23 protein-coding genes are annotated in these 23,933 nt (G+C 45.0%); 6 read left to right on the top strand and 17 right to left on the bottom strand.

The window, feature by feature from the left end:
- Positions 1-113 precede the first annotated feature (113 nt).
- From GWI56_RS18960 to dusA, 3 genes are all read right to left on the bottom strand, one after another.
- Positions 114-314: a PspC domain-containing protein gene (locus GWI56_RS18960; protein ID WP_131524116.1), complete on the bottom strand. Its 201-nt coding sequence runs from the start codon at positions 312-314 to the stop codon at positions 114-116.
- A gap of 151 nt (positions 315-465) precedes the next feature.
- Positions 466-756, bottom strand: coding sequence for a hypothetical protein (locus tag GWI56_RS18955; RefSeq protein WP_131524117.1), 291 nt, complete (start codon positions 754-756; stop codon positions 466-468).
- 210 nt (positions 757-966) lie between these two features.
- Complete coding sequence (dusA, locus tag GWI56_RS18950) at positions 967-1,986, bottom strand: tRNA dihydrouridine(20/20a) synthase DusA (protein WP_198573783.1); 1,020 nt, start codon at positions 1,984-1,986, stop codon at positions 967-969.
- 745 nt (positions 1,987-2,731) lie between these two features.
- On the opposite strand from dusA, the gene GWI56_RS18945 reads away from it, so the two are divergent.
- Complete coding sequence (locus tag GWI56_RS18945) at positions 2,732-3,196, top strand: chemotaxis protein CheX (RefSeq protein ID WP_105251417.1); 465 nt, start codon at positions 2,732-2,734, stop codon at positions 3,194-3,196.
- Between the two features lie 424 nt (positions 3,197-3,620).
- On the opposite strand, the gene alr is transcribed toward GWI56_RS18945, so the two are convergent.
- Together alr and dnaB are read right to left on the bottom strand one after the other, a co-directional pair.
- A complete protein-coding gene (gene alr, locus GWI56_RS18940) occupies positions 3,621-4,697 on the bottom strand; it encodes an alanine racemase (RefSeq protein WP_198573782.1) in 1,077 nt (358 codons plus the stop codon).
- 103 nt (positions 4,698-4,800) lie between these two features.
- Positions 4,801-6,207: a replicative DNA helicase gene (dnaB, locus tag GWI56_RS18935; protein WP_198573781.1), complete on the bottom strand. Its 1,407-nt coding sequence runs from the start codon at positions 6,205-6,207 to the stop codon at positions 4,801-4,803.
- 125 nt (positions 6,208-6,332) lie between these two features.
- Here dnaB and GWI56_RS18930 point away from each other — a divergent pair, with 125 nt between their 5' ends.
- Entirely contained in the window at positions 6,333-8,531 is a 2,199-nt protein-coding gene (locus tag GWI56_RS18930; RefSeq protein ID WP_198573780.1) for a S46 family peptidase, read from the top strand.
- A 264-nt stretch (positions 8,532-8,795) separates the two neighbouring features.
- On the opposite strand, the gene rplI is transcribed toward GWI56_RS18930, so the two are convergent.
- From rplI to rpsF, 4 genes are read right to left on the bottom strand one after another with little or no spacing between them, the layout of a single operon-like run.
- The gene (gene rplI / locus GWI56_RS18925) at positions 8,796-9,248 is read right to left on the bottom strand and encodes a 50S ribosomal protein L9 (protein ID WP_113939970.1); all 453 of its coding nucleotides are present in this window, start codon (positions 9,246-9,248) and stop codon (positions 8,796-8,798) included.
- 36 nt (positions 9,249-9,284) lie between these two features.
- On the bottom strand, positions 9,285-9,512 hold the full coding sequence (rpsR, locus tag GWI56_RS18920) for a 30S ribosomal protein S18 (protein WP_006083042.1): 228 nt from the start codon (positions 9,510-9,512) through the stop codon (positions 9,285-9,287).
- A gap of 12 nt (positions 9,513-9,524) precedes the next feature.
- Positions 9,525-9,830 carry a primosomal replication protein N gene (gene priB / locus GWI56_RS18915; protein WP_105251411.1) on the bottom strand — a complete coding sequence of 102 codons (306 nt, stop codon included), beginning with the start codon at positions 9,828-9,830 and terminating at the stop codon, positions 9,525-9,527.
- Positions 9,831-9,838: 8 nt separating this feature from the next.
- On the bottom strand, positions 9,839-10,234 hold the full coding sequence (gene rpsF / locus GWI56_RS18910; protein ID WP_105251410.1) for a 30S ribosomal protein S6: 396 nt from the start codon (positions 10,232-10,234) through the stop codon (positions 9,839-9,841).
- A gap of 213 nt (positions 10,235-10,447) precedes the next feature.
- On the opposite strand from rpsF, the gene GWI56_RS18905 reads away from it, so the two are divergent.
- Together GWI56_RS18905 and GWI56_RS18900 are read left to right on the top strand one after the other, a co-directional pair.
- Positions 10,448-11,191, top strand: a complete 744-nt coding sequence (locus GWI56_RS18905) for a DUF481 domain-containing protein (RefSeq protein WP_168825486.1) — start codon at positions 10,448-10,450, stop codon at positions 11,189-11,191.
- Between the two features lie 242 nt (positions 11,192-11,433).
- Entirely contained in the window at positions 11,434-12,876 is a 1,443-nt protein-coding gene (locus GWI56_RS18900; protein ID WP_198573779.1) for an MFS transporter, read from the top strand.
- 146 nt (positions 12,877-13,022) lie between these two features.
- Here GWI56_RS18900 and rlmB read toward each other — a convergent pair whose 3' ends face one another.
- The 8 genes from rlmB to zapE all read right to left on the bottom strand — a co-directional run bounded on the left by rlmB (position 13,023) and on the right by zapE (position 20,929).
- Positions 13,023-13,763, bottom strand: a complete 741-nt coding sequence (rlmB, locus tag GWI56_RS18895) for a 23S rRNA (guanosine(2251)-2'-O)-methyltransferase RlmB (protein WP_198573778.1) — start codon at positions 13,761-13,763, stop codon at positions 13,023-13,025.
- On the bottom strand, positions 13,764-16,187 hold the full coding sequence (gene rnr / locus GWI56_RS18890) for a ribonuclease R (protein WP_198573777.1): 2,424 nt from the start codon (positions 16,185-16,187) through the stop codon (positions 13,764-13,766).
- Between the two features lie 39 nt (positions 16,188-16,226).
- Positions 16,227-16,883 (bottom strand): flagellar protein MotX, encoded by a 657-nt coding sequence (motX, locus tag GWI56_RS18885; RefSeq protein WP_113939975.1) that lies wholly within the window; start codon positions 16,881-16,883, stop codon positions 16,227-16,229.
- A gap of 112 nt (positions 16,884-16,995) precedes the next feature.
- On the bottom strand, positions 16,996-18,291 hold the full coding sequence (locus tag GWI56_RS18880; protein WP_028759421.1) for an adenylosuccinate synthase: 1,296 nt from the start codon (positions 18,289-18,291) through the stop codon (positions 16,996-16,998).
- 72 nt (positions 18,292-18,363) lie between these two features.
- A complete protein-coding gene (locus GWI56_RS18875) occupies positions 18,364-18,552 on the bottom strand; it encodes a DUF2065 domain-containing protein (protein ID WP_198573776.1) in 189 nt (62 codons plus the stop codon).
- Between the two features lie 138 nt (positions 18,553-18,690).
- Positions 18,691-19,083 (bottom strand): 30S ribosomal protein S9, encoded by a 393-nt coding sequence (gene rpsI / locus GWI56_RS18870; protein WP_006083052.1) that lies wholly within the window; start codon positions 19,081-19,083, stop codon positions 18,691-18,693.
- Positions 19,084-19,097: 14 nt separating this feature from the next.
- Positions 19,098-19,526, bottom strand: a complete 429-nt coding sequence (gene rplM / locus GWI56_RS18865) for a 50S ribosomal protein L13 (protein ID WP_105251403.1) — start codon at positions 19,524-19,526, stop codon at positions 19,098-19,100.
- A gap of 290 nt (positions 19,527-19,816) precedes the next feature.
- Complete coding sequence (gene zapE / locus GWI56_RS18860) at positions 19,817-20,929, bottom strand: cell division protein ZapE (RefSeq protein ID WP_105251402.1); 1,113 nt, start codon at positions 20,927-20,929, stop codon at positions 19,817-19,819.
- Between the two features lie 412 nt (positions 20,930-21,341).
- Between zapE and degQ the strand changes: the two genes are divergently transcribed.
- Entirely contained in the window at positions 21,342-22,694 is a 1,353-nt protein-coding gene (gene degQ / locus GWI56_RS18855; protein ID WP_105251401.1) for a Do family serine endopeptidase DegQ, read from the top strand.
- 115 nt (positions 22,695-22,809) lie between these two features.
- The gene (gene degS, locus GWI56_RS18850) at positions 22,810-23,892 is read left to right on the top strand and encodes an outer membrane-stress sensor serine endopeptidase DegS (RefSeq protein ID WP_198573775.1); all 1,083 of its coding nucleotides are present in this window, start codon (positions 22,810-22,812) and stop codon (positions 23,890-23,892) included.
- The last annotated feature ends 41 nt before the right edge of the window (positions 23,893-23,933 follow it).

Genomic DNA, 23,933 nt, shown 5'->3' with positions numbered 1-23,933 from the left:
TATACATTTTCGCATGAGGGTCAAAGTACCCTCTTGTTGATAGGTTTAACTGCATCATTTTAAATCAAAACAAGCCACTTATTAGCTCATCAACACCAGCCATCACTGCATGCTTAGGCTGGTTTTTTCCATTGGTCAACTAACAATGCTAAAACAAAGTAAATTAACAAACTCACACCCGGCATAAATACAACTGCACCAGTCCACACCGCACGAGTCCAAAAACAAGACCAATCAAATTTCCACGCCATGCCTGCAGCAACACCACACACTAATCGCTCTGGACTCTCCATACGCACTTTTAATCGTTTCATCTAAAACCTCGGCTCAGTTGATCGCTAACTTATTTATCATTAACACTATGCCACTGAAACCAGCAAATAATGCCTGAAAACAACGCAAGACTAATTACAGGTAACAGTAGCAATGTCATCAAAGGTGCTACAAACCACATAAGCAGATCCTTTACTTAGCGCTATATTCATCGGCACCTGCCGATTCACCTTTATTTTCAGCGTTTAAGCTAAGTTGACTGTTGAAGTCATACATACTTTCAGCCAGTTGTGTTTGCAATGACATCACAAATTCACGCTTTACACTGACGAACAATTCTTGTGTCTGCGCAGTTAATGTTTGCTCAATAGTTCCCACAACATCTGATATTGGTGCGGCTTCTGCGTGTGCTGCAACGCTACCGACTAACGCGCCTAATAACACACTCATTTGTACTGATTTTTTAATGGTTAACATAAACATGATGGCATCCCTTTCGATTAATTAACTTGACGAAAGGAGTATTACAAACTGCGTGCCAACTTATAAAAATATTTTTAACAGCATGATTTTAATCATTTTAAAAAATTTTATGTGGACAAGATGAGATATAGGGATGGATTGGAAAATAACAAGTGGTGAAAAATACTACTCAAACTAGTAAATTTCACCATCTTTTAAGTTGATTAGAAATCACTCAGTGACTTCAGTTTGAATACTCTGAAAAGCCTGTTTTACCACTTCTATCCCAGCGCCGTTTTTATGGGCATTTTCACTCAAATAACGACGCCAAGCGCGGGCACCTGGTAAACCTTGAAATAAACCTATCATATGACGAGTAATATGATTGAGCCGGCCACCCGACTGCAAATGCGCTTCAATATAAGGCAGCATAGCCTCAATCACTGCCTCGCGGCTGATCACAGCTTTTTGACTGCCACACAATATTTGATCCACCTGCGCCAGAATATAAGGATTCTGATAAGCCTCGCGCCCCATCATTACTCCATCGAGCTGCACTAAATGAACTTGTGCTTGCTCGAGAGTTGTTACGCCGCCATTAATACCAATATTAAGTGCAGGATAATCACGCTTAAGTTGATACACACGCTCATAATCGAGCGGCGGGATCTCGCGATTCTCTTTTGGGCTTAACCCTTGAAGCCACGCCTTACGCGCATGGATAGTAAAATCCGTACACCCATTTGCACTGACCACATCAATAAACTGGGTTAAAAACGCATAACTATCTTGTTCATCAATTCCGATACGCGTTTTCACAGTCACAGGAATATCAACGACTTGTTTCATGGCGTCAACACACTCAGCCACTAACTCAGGTTCCGCCATCAAACACGCGCCAAAGCGACCATTCTGCACTCGATCGGAAGGACAACCCACATTGAGGTTAACTTCATCGTAGCCTCGCTCAGCAGCGAGTTTAGCGCAACGAGCCAAATCTAAGGGATTAGAGCCACCTAACTGCAACGCCAAAGGATGTTCTTCTTGGTTATACGCTAAGTAATCACCGCGACCATGCAATATCGCTCCTGTTGTCACCATTTCCGTATACAACAAAGCATTAGCCGACATCAAACGTGCAAAATAACGATAATGCCGGTCTGTCCAATCCAACATGGGCGCAATGGAAAAGGTTCTATCAATTGGAATAGTTGATATAACTGGGGTTTTACTCATTTTAGATTGAATCATTACACTCACATTTTAAGCTGTTTTTACACATTTGTGCATTTGTCTAATTGCCGGGCATCCTGTGAGGTATCCCAAATTATAAGATTGAGCGCTCAAGATGGTGTTCCCAGTAATTGACCTGAAAACACGTACTGAACAACACACTACAAATGCGTCGTTAGGGTGAAGCAAAAAGTGAGACAGTTTACAGCGAACATCGTACTTTTACAAAGTCAGCTAAGACACTCAAGGCCAAGACGCCTTTTTGATAGCACTCCACAATGCCGAAAATAGCCATATAAAATGGGATTACGTAAGACGCGATGGGATAGAGAGTTGAGTAGCAACGCCTTCTCACAAGTTCAAGTGCAAATAAAAGTCGAGTTACTCCATAAAAAGGCTAAAAAACTTTGCAGCATCGGCACTCATGAGCCACTATGAATGGGGCTAATCCAGCCGATATATTGCCATTTTTTGTATGTATGAGACGTAAAACAACGCTATTTGACGATAAGCGTCTTCCAAACAAACTTATAAACCATCATACAAAACGGTCTAAACAATAAAGGACACGGTTATATGGAGCTTTAGCTGCCTATAACTCAGATAAATGATAAGAATATCTTTAAATTAGCCTCACATTTATAGCTGTCTCATCTAAGCTGATAGAGTGTGATCAAGATTGCTGTCAATAAGCAACTTTTCTAATAGCCTTAAGCAATGCCATTACTCCATGGTTTAGGCTCAAAAGAGGACAAACTTAGGCATGAACGTTAATTTTATTAATCCTTTCCTCCAATCTTTGCTCAATGTCATATCTACGATGGCGAGTATGGATTTGACGCCGGGCAAACCCCAAATCAAAGTAGATAACTTAGCTAAGGGTGATGTATCCGGCCTAATCGGTCTTGTTGGACCCCAAACAAAAGGATCACTGTCAATTACCTTCGAACAAAAGCTTGTTTTGCAGATAATGCAGAATATGCTGGGCGAAAACCCGGGTAAAATTAACGAGGAAGTGACTGACTTAGTAGGCGAAATTACGAATATGGTGACTGGTGGCGCAAAAAATCTTTTGGGGCAAAAAGGCTATGAATTTGAAATGGCCACCCCTATGGTCGTATCAGGGAAAGGCCATACAATTTCCCATAAAGCTAATGGCACTAAGATTATCATGCCATTTACAAGCCCGCATGGTACTGCTTATATTGAAATATGTTTTGAAAACTAATAGCTAAAATGCATCAAGCCAGTCAGCTCAAAATACATTAACTATCCTGTCGCTCTGGATCTTATGTTTCATTCGCTTATTTAAAGCCAGATAACAAAGATCAGAACGGCTGGTTTACCGGAACCTGAATTGAGGTATTTTTATCGTCTATTTTGCCGCCTAACACCAGTTCAGCACAGCTTCATCCTCAGGTCCAAAACATATTGCGTCGCCAACGGTGAACTGCAAACCACTATTTTGTTTATCTCAGCCCTACAGGTTCGACACTTCTCCCGCTAACAAATATTTATAATTCATAGTGTTATTTGCAGTAACCATTCGTGTAGTGGCAATTATTCATCCTGACACTTTACATAAAAGAAAACGGTGTTTAATCACCATTTTCTTGCTAAAAAGTGTCCCATAATGATTCTATCTGTCAGGGTTAAGCTAAGCAAACAGCAACCCTTGGCGTAAGCTTAGTGACTAATTCGTAAGCGATAGTGCCGATATGCTCAGCGACTTCCTCCACGGGTAATGCCTTACCCCACAGCAATGCACTATCCCCAACTTTATCTTGCGCACCTTGACCTAAGTCAACAGTCAACATGTCCATAGAAACACGGCCGACTATGGGTACGCGGCGACCATTGACCCACACGGGTGTGCCTTCCGGTGCATTGCGAGGATAACCATCACCATAACCAATCGCCACGACACCTAAACGGGTATCTTGCTTCGCGGTCCAGAAACAACCATAGCCGACTGGCTGATTGGCTTTATGATCCCGTACCGCAATCAACTGTGATACTAATTCCATCGCAGGAACTAGCCCGTGATTCGCACCGCAATCACCAGTAACAGGAGATACGCCATAGAGTGCAATACCAGGACGGATCCAATCGCCTTGGCTCTGAGGCCAATACAAGGCACCAGCAGAGTTTGCTAAGGTTCTAAATCCGGGCAAGCCTGCCGTTAACGTATTAAAAGCCGCCATCTGTACTGAGGTATAGGTGTTTTCAGGCTCGTCCGCACAGGCAAAATGTGTCATCAAATGGATCGGTTTTGCCACATTGGGACAGGCCATTAACCTTGCGTAAACCGTTGAAAATTGTTCGGGCGTAAAACCTAAACGATGCATGCCTGAATCCACTTTAAGCCAGACAGTGACGGGTTTTGACAACACAGTTTGCTCTAATATTTCAAGTTGAGAGCTGTGGTGCACTACAGTGTCAATATCATGCCCGACGAGTAACGGAAGATCGGTGGCACGGAAAAAACCTTCTAGTAATAATAAACGCGCTGTCACGCCGCCCGCTCGTAATTCTAAGGCCTCATCCAATCGTGCTAGGCCAAAGCCATCGGCACTGACTAAACAATTAGCGACATTCAATAATCCATGACCATAACCGTTCGCTTTAACGACGGCCATCACACGACTCGCTGGTGCCTGCTGACGCAACGCAGCGAGATTGGTTTGCAGTGCACTACTGCTAATTTCTGCACGGGGAAAAGGGTTCAAAATTTACCTTGTTTACTCAGGAAATAAAAAGTCACGGATATAAAAAAATACATCAATACAGCTCATCTTCTGCAAACGCAAACTGACTGTTTTTAAACGTCAATTAATCTTCTTCAAACTGCGGCCCAGCATAATTATCGAAACGCGAAAATTGCCCTTGGAAAGTGAGCCGCACCCGACCAATGGGGCCGTTACGTTGCTTACCAATGATGATTTCTGCCGTGCCTTTATCTTGAGAATCGTTGTTATACACTTCATCGCGATAAATAAACATGATGAGATCCGCATCTTGCTCGATAGCGCCTGATTCACGTAAATCCGAGTTAACAGGACGTTTATCGGCCCTTTGTTCGAGCGAGCGGTTAAGCTGCGACAGGGCAATAATCGGGATTTCCAACTCTTTGGCTAATGCTTTCAGCGAGCGTGAAATTTCAGAAATTTCTAAGGTACGGTTATCTTTTAAGGCGGGCACCTGCATTAACTGCAGGTAATCTATCATGATCATAGATAAACCACCGTACTCACGGGCGATACGACGCGCGCGGCTACGGACTTCGGTCGGGGTTAATCCCGAACCATCATCAATATACATTTTACCTTGCTCGAGCATGATACCCATGGTCGATGAAACCCGCGCCCAATCTTCGTCATCGAGTTGACCAGTACGGATCTTAGTTTGATCGACGCGGCCTAAGGAGGCCAACATACGCATCATAATCTGTTCTGACGGCATCTCGAGACTGAAAATAAGTACGGGTTTATCTTCATTCATTGCGGCCTGTTCGCACAAGTTCATCGCAAAGGTGGTTTTACCCATAGAAGGACGCGCCGCAACGATAATCAAGTCGCCAGACTGGAAACCAGCGGTCATCTTATCCAAATCGTTAAAACCGCTCGATACTCCAGTCACACCGTTATGGGGGTTATTGTAAAGCTGCTCAATCTTATCAACGGTTTTTTCCAGAATAGTTTTAATGCCTTCGGGACCTTCATTAGCATTAGTTCGCATCTCTGCGATCTTAAATACTTTACTCTCAGCCAGGTCGAGTAATTCACCCGAGTCCCGACCTTCTGGGTTATAGCCCGCATCGGCAATCTCATGTGCGACGCGGATCATGTCACGGACCACTGCCCGTTCACGGACGATTTCAGCGTAAGATAAAATATTACCCGCACTTGGGGTATTTTTCGCAATCTCACCTAAATAGGCAAAACCACCAGCATCTTCTAATTGGTTCTCAACTTCTAACTGTTCAGAAACAGTGATCAAATCGATCGGTTGCCCTAAATCAACCAATCTGTGCATGGCAGAGAAGATCATCTTATGTGAGCGAGAGTAAAAATCCTCTTTTACGACAGCCTCAGCGACCCTGTCCCACGCTTCGGCATCTAACATCAAGCCGCCTAATACCGATTGTTCAGCCTCAATTGAATGCGGTGGCAGCTTGAGTCCATCAAGCTGCAAATCTCTTGGCTTACTTTTAGTCTTAAAAGCACCTTGTTGTGACATTAACGCTCCCGATTTCCAACAACTTAACAAAATATGATATAAAACCCGCGTCAAGCAAACAGGATGTTTACACTCGCCTGTTATTTCATTCCAACGGACACTCTAACAATCAATAAGGAAAGAACATGCGTATTGCATTGGTTGCGGCCTTAGTACTGACATCCGGCATAGCAACTGCCGACGAAGGACAATGGCAACCTTATCAAATGCCTTCAATTGCAGACAAACTCAGTGAACGCGGAATCAATATTCCAGCAGAAAAACTGGCCGATCTGACAAGTTATCCAATGAACGCCGTGGTTGGGCTGGGCTATTGTACCGCCAGTTTTGTCTCCCCCCAAGGGCTAGTTGTGACAAACCACCATTGTGCCTACAAGGCGATACAATATAACACTAAGCAAGAGCATAACTACCTAGAACAAGGCTTTTTAGCAACATCGATGGACAAGGAACCCTCTGCCGGTCCTAACGAACGCTTATACATCACAGAAGCAGTGACCAATGTCACCGCGCAAATCAATAAAGACCTCAGCCAAGACCCGCTAAGTCGTTACGAAGACATTCAAAATCACAGTAAAGCGCTCATCAAAAACTGTGAAGCCGATACTAACTATCGTTGTAATGTCCGCAGTTTCCATAACGGCTTAGAATACTACTTAATCAAGCAATTGATGATCCGCGATGTGCGCTTAGTCTACGCACCACCTGAAAGTGTTGGGGGCTATGGTGGCGATATTGATAACTATGAATATCCACGCCATTCGGGTGATTTTGCCTTCCTACGGGCTTATGTGGGTAAAGATGGCAAACCTGCCGCGTATAGCGACGATAATATTCCTTACCAGCCAAAGAGCTACCTTAAGGTCAATGCCGATGGTGTAAAAGCCGGTGACGGTGTGTTTGTGGCGGGTTACCCAGGCACGACTAGCCGTTACAACCTGACCAGTGAACTTAAATTTGCCAGTGATTGGTTGTACCCAACCCAAGCTAAGCGCTATCAATTACAGATTGATACTATCGAGGCTATGGGACAAAAAGATGCCGATATCGCCATTAAGTACGCAGGTAATATGGCCTCAATGGCCAACCGGATGAAGAAACTCAACGGCCTATTAGCGGGTTTTAAAGCAACGGATATCATTGGCATTAAGCAAAGCCGTGAAGATAATTTTTTAGCTTGGCTTAAACAAAACCCTAAGCTAAATCAAAATCTCATTGCTGAGTTAGAAGTGTTACTCGCCGAGCAACAACAAGCATTCCAAAGTAATTACTACTTTACCAATGCTCAATCTAGCACATTGTTAACCGCAGCAAACAGCCTCTACCGTCTTGCTAAAGAAAAACAAAAGCCCGATGCCGAGCGTGAGCAAGGCTACCAAGAACGTGATATTGCTATGCTAAGCTCACGTCTTAAACGTATCGATTCAAGTTTTGATGTCACTGTTGATAAGACTTTGTGGCTACAGGATTTAAATGCTTACCTTAGCCAATCAAATCGCGTAGCAGCACTCGATGAGATGCTAAATGTAAACACGAAAGATGCCGATCTCGCAGCTAAACTTGATGGTTTGTACTCACTCACTACGCTCACAGACCAAGCTAAGCGCCTTGCGTGGATGAATGCCGATGCTAGCGCTTTCGAAACCAGTGCAGATCCCTTTATTCGTTTAGCCGTAGCACTTTACGACACGAATATGGCACAGGAAAAATCAGAAAAAATCTTAGACGGCAAGCTATCTAGTGCTCGCCCTGATTATATGGCGGCCGTGATCGAATACTACAAAGCAAACAACTGGCCAGTCTACCCTGACGCCAACGGTACGCTACGGATCAGCTATGGCATGGTTGATGGTTATCAATCACGTGATGCGCTCTATAAACAGCCGTTTACTCGTCTTGATGGCATAGTCGCAAAACACACAGGCGTTGAGCCCTATAATGCGCCGAAAAAACTCCTCGATGCGATTAGCGAACAACGTTTTGGCGATCATCTGGTGAAGTCGGTTTATCAAGATCCCCGCGGCTGGATTTGCAGACTCTTCTCTTGTTTAGATAAACCAGAGGAATTTAACTCAGTACCGGTTAATTTCTTATCCAGCGTGGACACCACAGGTGGTAACTCCGGTTCACCTGTCTTCAACGGAAAAGGTGAGTTAGTGGGCCTTAACTTCGACTCAACCTATGAAGCTATCACTAAAGATTGGTTCTTCAACCCAACCATCACCCGTGCAGTGCACGTGGATATTCGCTATATCCTGTGGATGATGGACGAAGTCGACCATGCCGATAATCTGATTAAAGAACTGGATTTAGTAAGAAATTAACACCCAGAGCTGAATCAGTTGATCTAAACAAAAAGCCGCTCACTGTTTTGCAGTAAGCGGCTTTTATTTGGGCTCGTATTTTAGCAGCGAATACACTTTTGGATGATGAGATTGAATGAGTAGGCGCGTATCACCTATTGCTTAAATCCATCGCAGAGCCGATATCAAAACCTAAATACACTCAAATCCTAAATTTCAGCCATAAAAAAACACCGCCGAAGCGGTGTTTCTCTTAATACAAGCTAAGATTAAAGCAAGGAGTAATTAAGCTTCTGCAACGATAGAAACTTTAACAACAGCTTTAACTTCAGTGTGTAACTGAACTTCAACTTCGAAGTCGCCAGTAGTACGCAGAGCGCCTAATGGTAAACGAACTTCTGATTTAGCCAGCTCAACACCAGCAGCAGTCACTGCATCAGCGATGTCACGGTTGCCAACTGAACCAAACAGTTTGCCTTCATCACCCGCTTTAGAAGCAATAACAACAGCTTCCAGTGCAGTGATTTTCTCAGCACGTAGGTTAGCAGCAGCTAATTCAGCAGCTAATTTAGCTTCTAATTCAGCGCGACGAGCTTCAAATACTTTAACGTTGCTTTCGTTAGCAACAACAGCTTTACCTTGTGGCAAAAGGTAGTTACGAGCGTAACCAGCTTTAACAGTAACTTGGTCACCCAAGTTGCCTAGGTTAGCGATTTTATCAAGCAGAATAACGTTCATTATCAAATCCTCTATATTCGATTAGGAATACTGCAATTACTGATGTAAATCAGTGTATGGCAGTAGAGAAAGATAACGAGCACGCTTGATAGCGCGAGCTAGTTGGCGCTGATATTTAGCACTAGTACCAGTGATACGGCTAGGAACAATCTTGCCGCTTTCAGTGATGTAGTTCTTTAAAGTAACGATATCTTTGTAATCAATTTCTGCAACACCTTCAGCGGTGAAACGGCAGAACTTGCGACGACGGAAATAACGTGCCATGTTGACAGTCTCCTAAGTTTTCAATTCGACATTTTCGGCATGGATGACTAAGCGGTTCTGACCATTACGCCCCTGTTGAAGCGTCATAAAGCCTTGCACTTGTACTTCCACACCTGCTTTCAGATCTTCTGCGACGCTTTCAAAGCGTGGGCCACTCAATATCACTTGAATTTGTACGTAGACGTTGCGGAGCATTTCGGCTTCATAACGCTGCGATTTGTGTTCCAACATAATTACACTGTGTGCAATACCTGCTGGGCTTTTAAAGCGTCTTGAACGAGTTATCGTTCCTGACAACACCAAGTTATTGGTGGTCACAGATTACCTTACTCAGCGATTTCTTCAGCGTGAGCTTCATCATATGAGCGTTCGCCAGCTGGGCCACGACGTGAATCGCGCTCATCTCTAGCTCTAGCCATTGGAGATGCTTCAGTAACGGCAACTTTAGTACGCATTACCATGTTACGCAGAACTGCGTCGTTGAAACGGAAAGCTGTTTCTAGCTCTTCGATCGTCTCTGCTTTAGCTTCAACGTTCATCAGAACGTAGTGAGCTTTATGCAGGTCAAGGATTGGGTAAGCCAGTTGACGACGGCCCCAATCTTCTAAACGGTGGATTGTGCCGTTAGCTTCGGTGATAACACCTGTGTAACGCTCAATCATACCTGGTACTTGTTCACTTTGATCTGGGTGAACCATAAATACGATTTCGTAATGACGCATTTATTGCTCCTTACGGTTATGTAGCCTCGGTATTGGCTCAGTCAGACCAAATGGAGGCAAGGAACGAAAAATAGTGACTGATTTGAGCGCGAGATAGTACAGAAAGCAAGCCAGAAACTCAAGCAATAACTTTGCCTCGCCAATCAATACAGGTATGATGGCGGTTCGCCTACATTCGGACGTCTGAAATCAGCTAACCAAGAATAAAACATAATGCTAAAAGTTATTGCGCCAATCAGTTTGTTTTTCCTTTCATTTCCAGCGCTTGCGCTTGTTCCACCTGATTATCAGGAACCGCCCAGCGATTTTACCGCGGAAATCGAAGCTGGCTTGCAACTGAACACAGGCAATACCGAATCCAGCAGTTTTAATGGTCGAACCCAACTGATTTACGATACAAAGCAAACCAAGCAAGAAGCCACACTAAAAGCCTATTTTGCCTCAGAAAAAAGTCAAACAACCTCCGAAAAATATGAGCTACAGTTACAATCGAACTATAAACTGACTAAGGGTTATGTCTTCGGACGTGGTGATTTTACTTGGGATCAATTCGGTAGTTACACACAAATATCGACTCTTTCGAGTGGTTACGGTTTCAATGCTATCAGTAGTTATAAAACAAAACTCAGTCTCGAGTTCGGCCCAGGTTATCGATATAACTTACCTGCAGAATCGGTAACCATCCCCAGCCCTGATGCCGAAAAAGATGTCATTCTTCGTACCGCTGCCAAATTCTCTCAAAAACTACAGGAATACAGCAGTCTCAATGCCGATCTCACCGCGGAAGTGGGCGAGAACAACAACACCCTCACCTTAGATATGAACTATAAAAATCTGGTGTTCCAAGATTGGGCATTTAAGATCGGTATGAACATCAAATACACTGAAGTGGTACCAGAAGGAAGCCAACCCATGGATACCATCACCACCTTCAACTTGCTTTACACTTTTAGATAACTCTTTTTAAAAAATACGACGAAATACATAGAGTAAGATGACGCTAATAGCCTACTCGACTGGCGTCTATGTGAATGCTTTACAAGCATCCCCTTGAGTTGTTCCGACATAATTCAGTGATTTTTTGAGCAGAAATGCGCAATTAATCAAGATTTACCAACAATTTGCAACACAACATAAACACTAACCCCTGATATACTCACTCCTCATTATCAATCTAGTTTGTGTTTTCGGAGTTGTATATGACTAATCCGCTGCGCACTTTCGCCTCTTTATATAGCACCACATTATTAATGGTATTAGCCGGCGGCTTGCTTACCACCTATCTTGGGCTCAGGCTCTCAGTGATGAATGTGCCACAAATATGGATTGGCGGCATGATGTCGGCCTACTATGTTGGCCTAGTGGCAGGCTCTAAGATTGGTCATCGACTTATCGCTCAAGTGGGCCATATCCGCGCCTTTGTCGCCAGTGCAGGCATAGTCGCGGCATCGGCATTAGGCCATGCACTCGTGGATGAGCTAGCGGTTTGGCTGCTCCTCAGACTCGTGGTCGGCATGGGGATGATGTGCCAATACATGGTGTTAGAAAGTTGGCTTAACGAACAAGCTGAAAGTAATCAAAGGGGCACTGTGTTTGCGAGTTATATGATCGTATCTTACTTCGGCTTAATCTTGGGCCAAGGTGCGATCAGTATTTTCCCCGAATTAGGACTAGAGCCACTACTGCTTATCGCAATTTGTTTTTCACTCTGTATCGTACCGATTTCACTCACGCGTCGTCTTCACCCTGCGCCCTTAGTTCCTGCCCCACTCAAAATTGCCTATTACTGGAAAAAAGCACCACAAGCACTCACGACAATCGCGATTGGTAGCATGATAGTGGGTTCGTTTTATGGTCTCGCTCCCGCCTACGCCAGTAACTTAGGTTTACCGCCTGAAAAAGTCGCCACGTATATGACGGCAACGATTTTAGCGGGATTACTGGCACAGTGGCCAATGGGAAAATTGTCCGACATTATGTCCCGCAGTCGCCTTATCCGTATCAACTGTATATTGCTCGGTATCTTAGCCTTAGCTATCGCCTTAACCCCCTATCATCCGGTGATTTCACTGGTGATGACTTTCCTATTTGGTATTTTAGGTTTCACTTTCTATCCGCTCGCCACAGCGCTTGCCAACTCTCGAGTAGAGCAAAATGAGCGGGTAGGCTTATCAGCAACAATATTATTAACCTTCGGCTTAGGCGCCAGTATCGGTCCGCTTATCGCATCGACATTAATGCAATGGTTTGGCAATAACATGTTATATGGCTTTATGTCAGCCTGTACCTTAATACTCTTTGTGCGTTTACGTTATGTACATTCACAGCAAAAAGTCGAAACCAATGTCACCCAAGACTACATAATGGCGACGGGCGACTTAGTCTCTTCACCACTGGCGGCAGCGTTGGACCCTCGGGTTGATGTTGAATCAATTCAAGAGCATATGACGCCCAGCGCTAACCTAGATGAAGCGGAATATGATTTAGGGGCTGATGGTGTCGATGACGATATTATCGACGCAAATGACAGTGATGAGGAGCAACTCGCCTTCAGTTTCGATATCGAGCAAGCAGAGCCTGAAGCCGTTCAAACGGATGACGCCGATAGCCATCAGATCAACCTAGACAAAGCGCTGACATAAAAAGGCCAAGAAAAAGGCCGATTAACTGTTTAAAGTTAATCGGCCTTTTTATTTCTGTAAGCTCTAACTAAAACAGATAGTTACTGCAACAAGTCGTTACTGCAAGCCTGATACCTCATGTTCGAAATCAGGCAAACGTGAGCATATTAGCTACGACGCTGACGCACTGCTTCAAATAAGCAAATACCGGTCGCAACCGATACGTTTAAGCTAGACACACTACCGGCCATAGGGATAGAGATCAGTGAATCACAAGACTCACGGCTTAAACGGCGTAAACCTTTATCTTCCGCGCCCATGGCAATCGCTAATGGCCCTTTAAGATCGGCTTGATAAAGCTCGCAATCTGCTTCGCCCGCGGTGCCTACTATCCACACACCCTTTTCCTGCAGGTGACGCATAGTACGTGCAAGATTAGTCACTTGGAATAAAGGGACGGTTTCTGCCGCGCCACATGCCACTTTACTTACAGTGGCCGTTAAGCCAACTGAATTATCTTTAGGCACGATAATACCTTGCACGCCCGCCGCATCAGCATTACGTAAACAAGCGCCTAAGTTATGGGGATCCGTCACGCCATCCAAAATCAGCAAGAATGCTTGCTCAGTGTTAGCAAGCAGCACATCTAAATCTTGCTCATTCAACACTTTCGCCGCTTTAACGCGCGCGACTATGCCTTGATGTTGACTGCTTTCCGCTTTGTCATCTAAGGCTTTACGAGAAGCGACCTGAATCGTCGTGCCAAAAGCTTTGGCCTGATTGGCCAGCACAGTTAAGCGCTCATCGTCACGGCCTTGTAACAGCCATAACTCGATAATGCGCTCAGGGCTGTGCTTTAACAGGGCTTCAACTGCGTGGATCCCAAAAATAATATCTTGTTTTTTCATTTATTTCTTTCTCGTGCTCCGCTTAGCGGCTTTTGGCTTTTTAGCCGGATCTTTTACTGCTGTTTTTTTCGCTTTAGTGCCCGCTTTAGCCTTAGGTTTGGCTTTGCCAGCTTCAGCCTTAGTGCTAGGCGTTGCGGTTTTACCCGCTTTTCCTTGCTTAGCACCTTCGCGATTAACGCGCTCACGGGCTGTCATCGGCTTATCACGGCTGGCAGATGCTTTACGTTTACCACCTTTGCCGTCATCACCCAGCATAACCAAATCAATCTGTCTGTCATCTAAGTTGACTGCAGCAACCTTAACCGTCACAGGATCGCCGACTTGATAAACTTGACCTGTGTGCTCACCGATAAGACGTTGACGCATAGGGTCGAATTGGTAGTAATCGCTACCAAGACTTGAGATATGCACTAAGCCATCGATAAACAGTTCATTTAAGCGCACAAACAAACCAAAACTGGTCACTGAGGCAATCACAGCTTCAAAGGTATCGCCGACGTGATCTTGCATAAACTCGCACTTCAGCCAATCGCTAACATCGCGAGTCGCTTCATCGGCACGACGTTCTGTGGTTGAACACTCTTCGCCTAATTGGTCGAGCTCATCGAGCTGATAATGATAGCCACCATCCTGCGTCCACTTCTCAGTGGCTTCGCCTCTTTCCTTCGCCAGTAAATAACGGATCACACGATGTAACACTAAATCCGGATAGCGGCGAATGGGCGAGGTAAAATGCGCATATTCTTCTAAGGCTAAACCGAAGTGACCTTCGTTATCCGGAGTGTAAATTGCCTGACGCATAGAGCGCAGTAACATCACTTGGATAAGTTCAGCATCAGGGCGGTCGGCAATTTGCAGCATCACGTTCTGGTAATCTGACGGCGTTGGCTCAAGTCCGCCAGGCATAGTCAAACCACGCTCAGCAAGGAACTCTTTAAAGTTTGCCAACTTTTGCTCAGATGGTGCTTCATGCACTCGGTACAGCACATCGCCTTTGTGTTTCTTCACAAATTTAGCCGCAGATACGTTGGCTAAAATCATGCATTCTTCAATGATTTTATGGGCTTGATTACGGCCACGCGGCACGATTTTATCAATCTTGCGCTGCTCATTGAAAATGAACTGCGTTTCCATGGTTTCAAACGCAATCGCACCACGCTCGGCTCTTTGCTCATCGAGCGCTAAATACAATGACTGTAAACACTGCAAATGCGGGAACAAGGCTTCATGCTCAGGCGCAATTGGGCCGCCTTCTAACATTGCTGCCACTTGGGTATAAGTGAAACGGGCATGGGAATACATCACAGCCGGATAAAACTTATAACCCGACAACTTACCTTTAGCAGATACGGTCATCTCGGCGACCATACATAAACGGTCGACGTGAGGATTAAGTGAACATAGGCCATTGGAGATTTTCTCCGGCAGCATAGGGATCACTTGCGATGGGAAATACACAGAGTTACCACGGGCACGTGCTTCGGTATCTAAGGCAGAATCAGTGCGGACATAATAACTAACGTCCGCAATCGCAACCCATAAACGCCAGCCGCCACCGGCTTTTTTCTCCGCGTACACGGCATCGTCAAAATCGCGGGCGTCTTCACCGTCGATAGTCACTAATGGCAGATGACGTAAATCCACACGACCGACTTTATCGGCGTCGGTTACTTCATCGGGAATACGGCGCAGTTTCTTCTCAATCACAGGTGACCAAGTATGGGGTAAATCATAATTACGCAGGGCAATTTCGATTTCCATCCCCGGCGCCATTTGCTTACCGAGCACTTCAGTCACTTTACCCGCAGCCTTAACAAAACGGCCTGGGCGACGCGTTAATTCAACCACAACCACATCACCTTGACGGGCGCCGTTGCGATCTTCATTCGCGACTAAAATTTCTTGGGTAATACGCTTATCATCGGCAATGACAAATGCCATACCGCTATCGACATGATAACGGCCAACAATCGCGGCACTTCGCGGCTGGATCAGACGAACCAAACGCGCTTCGCGACGGCCACGACGATCTGTGCCCGCTTTTTGCGCCAGCACTTTATCACCGTGGAAATACATCAGCATGTCGCGGTTCGAAATAAATAAGTCATCACCGCCTTCATCGGGTTTGAAAAAGCCGAAGCCTTCTCTGTGTCCGAGCACAGTGCCGGGGATCAGATCCATTTTCTCGGGTAAGCCATAGCTTTGCCCACGGGTGAACACCAGTTCGCCATCGCGTTCCATCGCACGTAGGCGACGGCGCAAGGCCTCAAGTTGTTCTTCCTCTTGGATGTTTAACGCCGCGGCAATGCTGTCACGAGTGATAGGTGATTTTTGAGAACGTAAGTAATCGAGAATATACTCACGGCTTGGGATAGGGTTTTCGTACTTATCCTGTTCACGCTCAAAATGAGGGTCTTTGATCATTCAATATCCAAATAATGTGTCTCTAGATTAAGAGACCACTTAACGGGTTCGCAACTGTTCTTGCTGGGCCCGCGCCACTGCACTGGGGGGCATTTTAGCTGCTAACACCTGCAGTAAAGACAAGGCTTTATTCTTAGTCGCCTCGTCCGCAAATACATCGTTATATAACCAATGATAGGCCATCTCGTAATCCCTAGGACTACCATAACCTTCACCGAATAAACGAACTAACATCATACGAGCGGATAAACTGCCACTTGCAGCCGCAGGCAGTAAATAATGCACTGCTCTGTCTTTATTGCGGATGACAAATTTCCCACTCTGATAATACTCGGCAAGCTTTAACATCGCTTCTGAGCTACCTTGTTCGGCCGAGTCACGTAACAAAGCAATACCCTTCACAGGGTTAGCCTTTACACACGTTCCATGATTGAGCATTTCGCCCCAAAGAAATTGATATAAAGGCTGTTTTAAGACTTGGGCTCGCGCCTCAATGTCTTGGACTAACTGGCAATCATCACGTTTCACTTTCGCTAAGTATTGATTGCTACGGATCAAATCAAGCAATTGATCTTGACTATAAATATCCACCGCCTGCGTTTCAGCAAAGCACATTGAAGATACTAAAGGCAGTAGCGCAACGAGTGCTGTACGTAGCATAACGACTCTCAATGACAGTAGGATGAATACTTGCATCGGCAGTATAACCTATTTCTTGAGCTTGAGCTGAATTTCTAACCGCAGAATGAAACAGAGAAAGGCATAAAGAAGCAGAGAAAAAGGCCGTGAAACACGGCCTTAACAGATCTTAATTGAACGGATTAACCAAAATCATGGTTTCGTTACGATCAGGACCCGTAGAGATAATGTCGATTGGTGTTTCTAATAACTCTTCAAGACGCTTGATATAATTGATCGCTGCTTGAGGCAGTTGCTCAATTGATGTCGCGCCAAAAGTCGACTCGCTCCAACCCGGCATAGTTTCATAAACCGGCGTAACCAGTTCATAACCTTCAGCGGCCAGCGGAGTGACTTTAGAGATAGTGCCATCAGGATTCTGATAACCGACACAAATCTTCACTTCTTTCAGACCATCAAGTACATCTAACTTAGTCAAGCAGAAGCCGCTGACACTGTTGATTTGAACTGCGCGGCGCATTGCCACAGCATCCAACCAACCTGGACGACGCTTACGACCCGTTGTTGCACCAAACTCATGACCTTTAGTACCTAAATGATCACCGACTTCACATAATAGTTCAGTTGGGAATGGACCTGCACCTACGCGAGTGGTGTAAGCCTTCATGATACCTAAGACATAGTCTAAGTGACGCGGACCAAAACCAGAACCCGTCGCAACACCACCAGCAGTGGTATTTGAAGAGGTTACAAATGGGTATGTGCCGTGGTCAATGTCGAGTAATGTACCTTGAGCGCCTTCGAACAGAATTGGCTCACCGGCTTTACGCGCAGTATCCAATAGTTCAGTCACATCAACACACATGCTCTTCAGATAATCGGCCATAGCCAAAGCATCTGCTAGCGTTTGCTCGTAATCAACCGCTTCGACTTGATAGTACTCTGTCAGCATAAAATTATGGTATTTCATAACTTCTTTCAGCTTTTCAGCAAACAGTTCAGCATTGAACAGGTCGCCTACTCGCAGACCGCGACGAGAGATCTTGTCTTCATACGCAGGTCCAATACCACGGCCAGTTGTACCAATAGCTTTATTACCGCGCGCTTTTTCACGGGCAATATCAAGGGCACAATGGAAGGGAAGGATCAGCGGACACGCTTCAGAGATCAACAGACGTTCCTCAACAGGAACTCCACGATCTTTCAGCATGTTGATCTCTTTCATCAGGGCGTCAGGTGCAAGCACCACACCGTTGCCAATAATGCATTTCACATTATCGCGCAAGATACCCGATGGGATCAGATGAAGAACGGTTTTTTCACCGTCGATAACCAAGGTATGACCAGCATTGTGGCCGCCTTGATAGCGAACTACATATTTTGCCTGTTCTGTTAGAAGGTCGACAATCTTACCTTTTCCTTCGTCACCCCATTGGGTGCCGAGAACAACTACGTTTTTGCCCATTATTTGCTGCAAGGTTGCGGTTAAAAAAGAATTTTAACAGATCTTAGTTAATAAGGGCAAGCAGGCTATTTTTCATGCAAAAATAACCCAAAGAACGACTCCAGCCGTGACTAATGCCCCACCAAGTCGCTGGATAACTTGCTGATTTTGATGGGAGAGTTCATTTAAATAACGACGCCATTTATTTGGGAATAATAATGGCCCAAGGCCTTCCAAAACCAACACAAGTGCCACTGCTAGCATAAAAATTTGAAAAGTCATGCTTACCTCAAACTCACTCGCTTAATATAAATCTATTGTATATCAGCATACTCCAACCAAAGAGTTTTCTTATACCGTCAATTTTTAGCCAATAAAAAACCCAGCATAGGCTGGGTTTTTTGATATTCCAAAAACGAATTAACGCTTAGAGAATTGTGGCTTACGACGTGCTTTACGTAGACCCACTTTCTTACGCTCAACTTTACGAGCGTCACGGGTAACGAAACCAGCAGAACGAAGTGATGGACGCAGTGCTTCATCTAATTGCATCAGAGCACGGGTAATACCGTGACGGATTGCGCCTGCTTGGCCAGTGATACCACCGCCTTTAACAGTTACATAGATGTCCAGCTTGTCAGTCATTTCAACTAACTCTAAAGGTTGACGAACAACCATACGAGCAGTTTCACGACCAAAATACTGATCCAAAGGACGTTGATTTACAACGATGTTGCCACTACCTGCTTTAGCGAAAACGCGAGCTGTAGAGGTTTTGCGACGGCCAGTGCCGTAGTACTGAGTTGCAGCCATTTGCTTAATCCCGTTTAGATATCAAGAACTTGAGGTTGTTGTGCAGTGTGGTTATGTTCTGCGCCAGCGTAAACTTTCAGTTTACGGAACATGGCACGGCCCAGAGGACCTTTTGGTAACATACCCTTAACTGCTTTCTCGATGATCATTTCTGGCTTTTGCGCTTGCAGCTTTTCAAAGCTGATTTGCTTAATGCCACCAGGGAAGCCTGAATGCGAGTAGTACGTTTTGCCTTTCGCTTTGTTACCAGTAACAGTCACTTTTTCAGCATTAACAACGATGATGTAATCACCGGTATCAACGTGTGGAGTGTATTCTGGCTTATGCTTACCGCGTAAACGGACAGCGATTTCAGTAGCGATACGACCTAAAGTTTTGCCGTCTGCGTCGACGACGAACCAGTCACGAGTTACAGTTTCTGGTGTAGCAGTAAAAGTCTTCATTATTACAAAAACCCAAAGTTAATTTTCTGTCTCACATGTTGTCTGCATTTGCAAACAACACAAAATTGCCTTTTAGTACCCCTTCGAGCACCGACTTCGGCTTACAACTTCCGCCCAATTGGCGGAGTAACGTGGGCAGGTGGCGGAGTATAGACAAAGCTGAGTTAAAAATCACCTGATATTTTGATAAAAATTATAAAATATCGACCAATCTGGCTTTTCATCCTAAGGATTAACAAGCCTCTGGTGATTTAAGGCCGCAGCTAATGCAAAACTCTTACACTACTGGGTTACGGCAGGTGTTCGGTTTTTAAATAATCGTGGGATTGCATCTCAATTAAGCGTGAACGGCAACGCCTAAATTCGAAGTTAAGCAAACCATCGGCATAAATATCTTCGAGTGGCACTTGAGCCGATACAATCAGCTTTACATTGCGCTCGTAAAATTCGTCGACCATAGCTAAAAAACGTCTGGCGATGTCATCGCCAGTCAAAAAGGCGCCCATTTGTTCTATGCCACTCACGAGAACAGTATGATAAATCCGCGCAAGTTCCATGTAGTCACGCTGGCTTCGCGGGCCATCACAGAGCGCTCTAAAATCGGCCAACAATACGCCCTGCGCCTGCTGCCGAATACTAATACTGCGGCCTTCTATTTCGATGTCAGCAGTAAGCACCTCAGACTCAGGCGCTAACTGGCTAAAATAACGTATCAGATTGGCATCAGCTTGTGCATCTAATGGATGATGATAAATCTCTGCTTGCTCAAGGGTACGCAATCGATAATCAATGCCAGAATCCACATTGAGCACTTCACAATGTTGATTAATTAGGGCTATCGCAGGTAAGAAACGTGCGCGCTGTAAGCCATTTTTATATAAGTCGTCGGGGATAATATTCGAAGTTGCAACCAGCACAACGCCTTCTTTAAATAACGCTTGAAACAGCGTACCTAATAGCATGGCATCGGTAATATCAGAGACAAAGAATTCATCGAAACAGATAACGCGATATTTTGCGGCCATCTTTTTCGCAATCACCAACAAAGGATCGCGAACGCCTTTTAACTCGTCCAAATCTAAATGCAATTGATGCATAAAGCGATGGAAGTGAGCCCGCAATTTTTGTTCACCAGGCAAGGCATCAAAAAAAGTATCCATCAGGTAGGTTTTACCGCGCCCAACTCCGCCCCAAAGATACAGGCCTTTAGGTGATGCTGGTGCCGATTTTAAGCCTAATGCGCTAAACAATTTCCCCACAATAGAACTAGGCTCTTCTGCCGTAGTTAAGTCTTCATAGACGCGTTGTAACGCCTTAACGGCAATTTCTTGAGCCGGATCATGGGAAAAACCGTCGCGGGTAAGATCTTTTTGATAATGCTGCCAAGGGCTTAACTGAGGCACGTTTAAATTCTCTTATGTCCTTTATTAAAACTGTGACGATATTAGCACGGCCAATATGACGCAGGATATATTAATGCAGAATACGACTTTTACCTTAGCGCTAAACTGCATACAAACGTCTAATAACCATCTATGCTGTAGGTCATTTTAATCAGCAAAATCTGCTGATATTAGGGCTTGAAAAATCCTAATATCGCCCACAGATTTCTGTTCGGAAACAAGTATGAAACAGCCGATAAAATAGGCTAAAAAAATTAACATTTATTAATATAATGAACTTTTTCAATAAGGTGCGAGTCTGAGTGATTACCTAGGCAAATAGCCGGTACCGATACAGATTTGATCTGGCACTCGCACGATTGCTGATGCATTACATCCAGATCTTTCAACCCTTATTTGGAGTTATGAATAGATGAAAACAAAATTATCTGTACTTTCAGCCGCAATGTTAGCCGCTACCCTGACTATAATGCCTGTCGTCTCACAGGCCGCCATTCCACAGACGGTTGAGGGACAATCCATTCCAAGTCTTGCGCCTATGCTTGAGCGTACGACGCCCGCAGTCGTATCAGTAGCGGTAACGGGGACTCATGTTTCTAAGCAAAGAGTACCTGATGTTTTCCGTTACTTTTTCGGCCCTAATGCACCACAAGAGCAAGTGCAAGAGCGTCCTTTTAGAGGCTTAGGCTCAGGCGTGATTATTGACGCAGAAAAAGGCTATATCGTCACAAACAACCATGTGATTGACGGTGCTGATGATATTCAAGTTGGTCTTCATGACGGCCGTGAAGTAAAAGCAAAACTGATTGGTACTGACTCAGAGTCAGATATCGCATTATTGCAAATTGAAGCGAAAAACCTCATCGCAATCAAAGCCTCTGATTCCGATGATTTACGCGTAGGTGACTTTGCCGTTGCCATTGGTAACCCCTTCGGTTTAGGTCAAACCGTCACCTCGGGCATTGTTAGTGCTTTAGGCCGTAGCGGCTTAGGCATTGAAATGCTGGAAAACTTTATTCAAACTGATGCCGCGATTAACAGTGGTAACTCGGGTGGCGCACTCGTCAATCTTAACGGCGAGTTAATTGGGATTAACACCGCAATCGTAGCACCGGGCGGCGGTAACGTCGGTATTGGCTTTGCCATCCCTGCTAATATGGTGAAAAACCTCGTGGCACAAATTGCCGAACACGGAGAAGTACGCCGCGGTGTATTAGGTATTTCGGGACGTGATCTCGATAGCCAACTCGCCCAAGGTTTCGGTTTAGACACTCAACACGGCGGCTTCGTGAATGAAGTAGCCAAGGGCAGTGCCGCAGAGAAGGCCGGTATAAAAGCAGGTGATATTATCATCAGCGTTGATGGCCGTGGTATTAAGTCATTCCAAGAACTTCGGGCTAAAGTCGCCACTATGGGTGCAGGTGCTAACGTTGAGTTAGGACTCATCCGTGACGGTGATAAGAAAACAGTTAAAGTGACCTTAGGTGAAGCGAGCCAAACCAGTGAAACAGCGGCTGGTGCCGTGCATCCTATGCTGCAAGGTGCGTCCTTAGAAAACTCATCTAAGGGCATTGAAATTACCGATGTCGCACAAGGCTCACCAGCGGCCATGAGTGGCTTACAAAAAGGAGATGTGATTGTCGGTATTAACCGTACTGCAATTAAAGATCTTAAGACACTTAAAGCACAACTTAAAGATCAAGAAGGTGCCGTTGCACTGAAGATAATGCGTGATAAGAGCATGTTGTATTTAGTCCTACGTTAATCGACAAAATAGGCCATTTTTTCTGCCATAGATAAGCATAGGGAGCTTAGGTTCCCTATGCTTACATCGATTAAACATGTTAATCTAACTCACCTTTTTCTAGATCCATCCTGCCATGACTATAAAAGACACTCTGTTATATCTCGGTAAAGCCACCCTTTTCGGCCTTATCATGGCGGCCATGTTTTTATTGGTGACACGTTATTTCGATAACCAATCCCTCGGTAGTAGTCTGCTACAAACCCGTGCCAACAACACAGTCGAGCTATCCTTTGCCAAGGCGGTACGCCGTGCAGCTCCTGCCGTTGTGAATATTTATAGCCTCAGCATAGATCAGAATCGGCCGCTTAATTCAGGCTCACTTCAAGGTCTAGGTTCTGGGGTGATAATGAGTAAAGAAGGTTATATTCTCACTAATTATCATGTCATTAAGAAAGCCGATGAGATTGTTGTCGCCCTGCAAGATGGACGCAAATTTACCTCTGAAGTGGTTGGCTTCGATCCTGAAACCGATTTATCGGTACTTAAAATTGAAGGCGATAACTTACCGATTGTCCCCGTTAATCTCGACAGTCCGCCTCAAGTCGGTGATGTCGTACTCGCTATTGGTAATCCCTACAATTTAGGCCAAACCATTACCCAAGGCATCATCAGTGCCACGGGGCGCAACGGCTTAAGTTCAGGTTACTTAGACTTCCTACAAACCGATGCAGCGATTAATGCGGGTAACTCGGGTGGCGCACTCATTGACACTAACGGCAGCCTTATCGGTATTAATACCGCAGCATTCCAAGTGGGTGAAGAAGGTGGCGGCCATGGGATTAACTTCGCTATCCCGATTAAATTAGCCCACAGCATTATGGGTAAGTTGATTAAAAACGGCCGCGTGATCCGTGGTGCCTTAGGAATTTCTGGCGAGCCGATTAATCCTGTGGTGGCACAAATCCTTAATCTACCCGATCTCAAAGGTGTGCTCGTTACGGGTGTCGATCCTAATGGCCCTGCGGCCCGAGCCCTGCTAATGCCAAGGGATGTGATTATTAAATACGATGGTGAAGATGTGCCAGGCGTTGAAATGCTAATGGACCGCATCGCTGAAACCACACCGGGTAAGAAAGTGATGATGACTGTGATACGCCAAGGTAAACAACAAGAGTTGCCTGTGATTATCGATGAAAAGATTGTGATCGATAACTAGAGTGTCACTCAGTATTACGAGCTCAACTGCAGAAAACAAAA

The organism is Shewanella sp. DW31 (assembly GCF_015767295.1).
Taxonomy (GTDB): Bacteria; Pseudomonadota; Gammaproteobacteria; order Enterobacterales; family Shewanellaceae; genus Shewanella; species Shewanella oncorhynchi.
Note: the sequence above shows the minus strand (reverse complement) of the source record. Positions and strands in the feature narration are given on the sequence as shown.

Bases quoted from the DNA above. Each gene is read 5' to 3' on its own strand.
- dnaB (WP_198573781.1), bottom strand. From the start codon at position 6,207: ATGTCACAACAAGGTGCTTTTAAGACTAAAAGTAAGCCAAGAGATTTG.
- degQ (WP_105251401.1), top strand. From the start codon at position 21,342: ATGAAAACAAAATTATCTGTACTTTCAGCCGCAATGTTAGCCGCTACC.
- rpsI (WP_006083052.1), bottom strand. From the start codon at position 19,083: ATGGCTGCAACTCAGTACTACGGCACTGGCCGTCGCAAAACCTCTACA.
- rpsR (WP_006083042.1), bottom strand. From the start codon at position 9,512: ATGGCACGTTATTTCCGTCGTCGCAAGTTCTGCCGTTTCACCGCTGAA.
- rplI (WP_113939970.1), bottom strand. From the start codon at position 9,248: ATGAACGTTATTCTGCTTGATAAAATCGCTAACCTAGGCAACTTGGGT.
- rplM (WP_105251403.1), bottom strand. From the start codon at position 19,526: ATGAAGACTTTTACTGCTACACCAGAAACTGTAACTCGTGACTGGTTC.
- GWI56_RS18905 (WP_168825486.1), top strand. From the start codon at position 10,448: ATGCTAAAAGTTATTGCGCCAATCAGTTTGTTTTTCCTTTCATTTCCA.
- GWI56_RS18880 (WP_028759421.1), bottom strand. From the start codon at position 18,291: ATGGGCAAAAACGTAGTTGTTCTCGGCACCCAATGGGGTGACGAAGGA.
- GWI56_RS18875 (WP_198573776.1), bottom strand. From the start codon at position 18,552: ATGACTTTTCAAATTTTTATGCTAGCAGTGGCACTTGTGTTGGTTTTG.
- GWI56_RS18955 (WP_131524117.1), bottom strand. From the start codon at position 756: ATGTTTATGTTAACCATTAAAAAATCAGTACAAATGAGTGTGTTATTA.
- rlmB (WP_198573778.1), bottom strand. From the start codon at position 13,763: ATGAAAAAACAAGATATTATTTTTGGGATCCACGCAGTTGAAGCCCTG.
- GWI56_RS18945 (WP_105251417.1), top strand. From the start codon at position 2,732: ATGAACGTTAATTTTATTAATCCTTTCCTCCAATCTTTGCTCAATGTC.
- degS (WP_198573775.1), top strand. From the start codon at position 22,810: ATGACTATAAAAGACACTCTGTTATATCTCGGTAAAGCCACCCTTTTC.
- GWI56_RS18900 (WP_198573779.1), top strand. From the start codon at position 11,434: ATGACTAATCCGCTGCGCACTTTCGCCTCTTTATATAGCACCACATTA.
- rpsF (WP_105251410.1), bottom strand. From the start codon at position 10,234: ATGCGTCATTACGAAATCGTATTTATGGTTCACCCAGATCAAAGTGAA.
- GWI56_RS18960 (WP_131524116.1), bottom strand. From the start codon at position 314: ATGAAACGATTAAAAGTGCGTATGGAGAGTCCAGAGCGATTAGTGTGT.
- rnr (WP_198573777.1), bottom strand. From the start codon at position 16,187: ATGATCAAAGACCCTCATTTTGAGCGTGAACAGGATAAGTACGAAAAC.
- dusA (WP_198573783.1), bottom strand. From the start codon at position 1,986: ATGATTCAATCTAAAATGAGTAAAACCCCAGTTATATCAACTATTCCA.
- motX (WP_113939975.1), bottom strand. From the start codon at position 16,883: ATGCAAGTATTCATCCTACTGTCATTGAGAGTCGTTATGCTACGTACA.
- GWI56_RS18930 (WP_198573780.1), top strand. From the start codon at position 6,333: ATGCGTATTGCATTGGTTGCGGCCTTAGTACTGACATCCGGCATAGCA.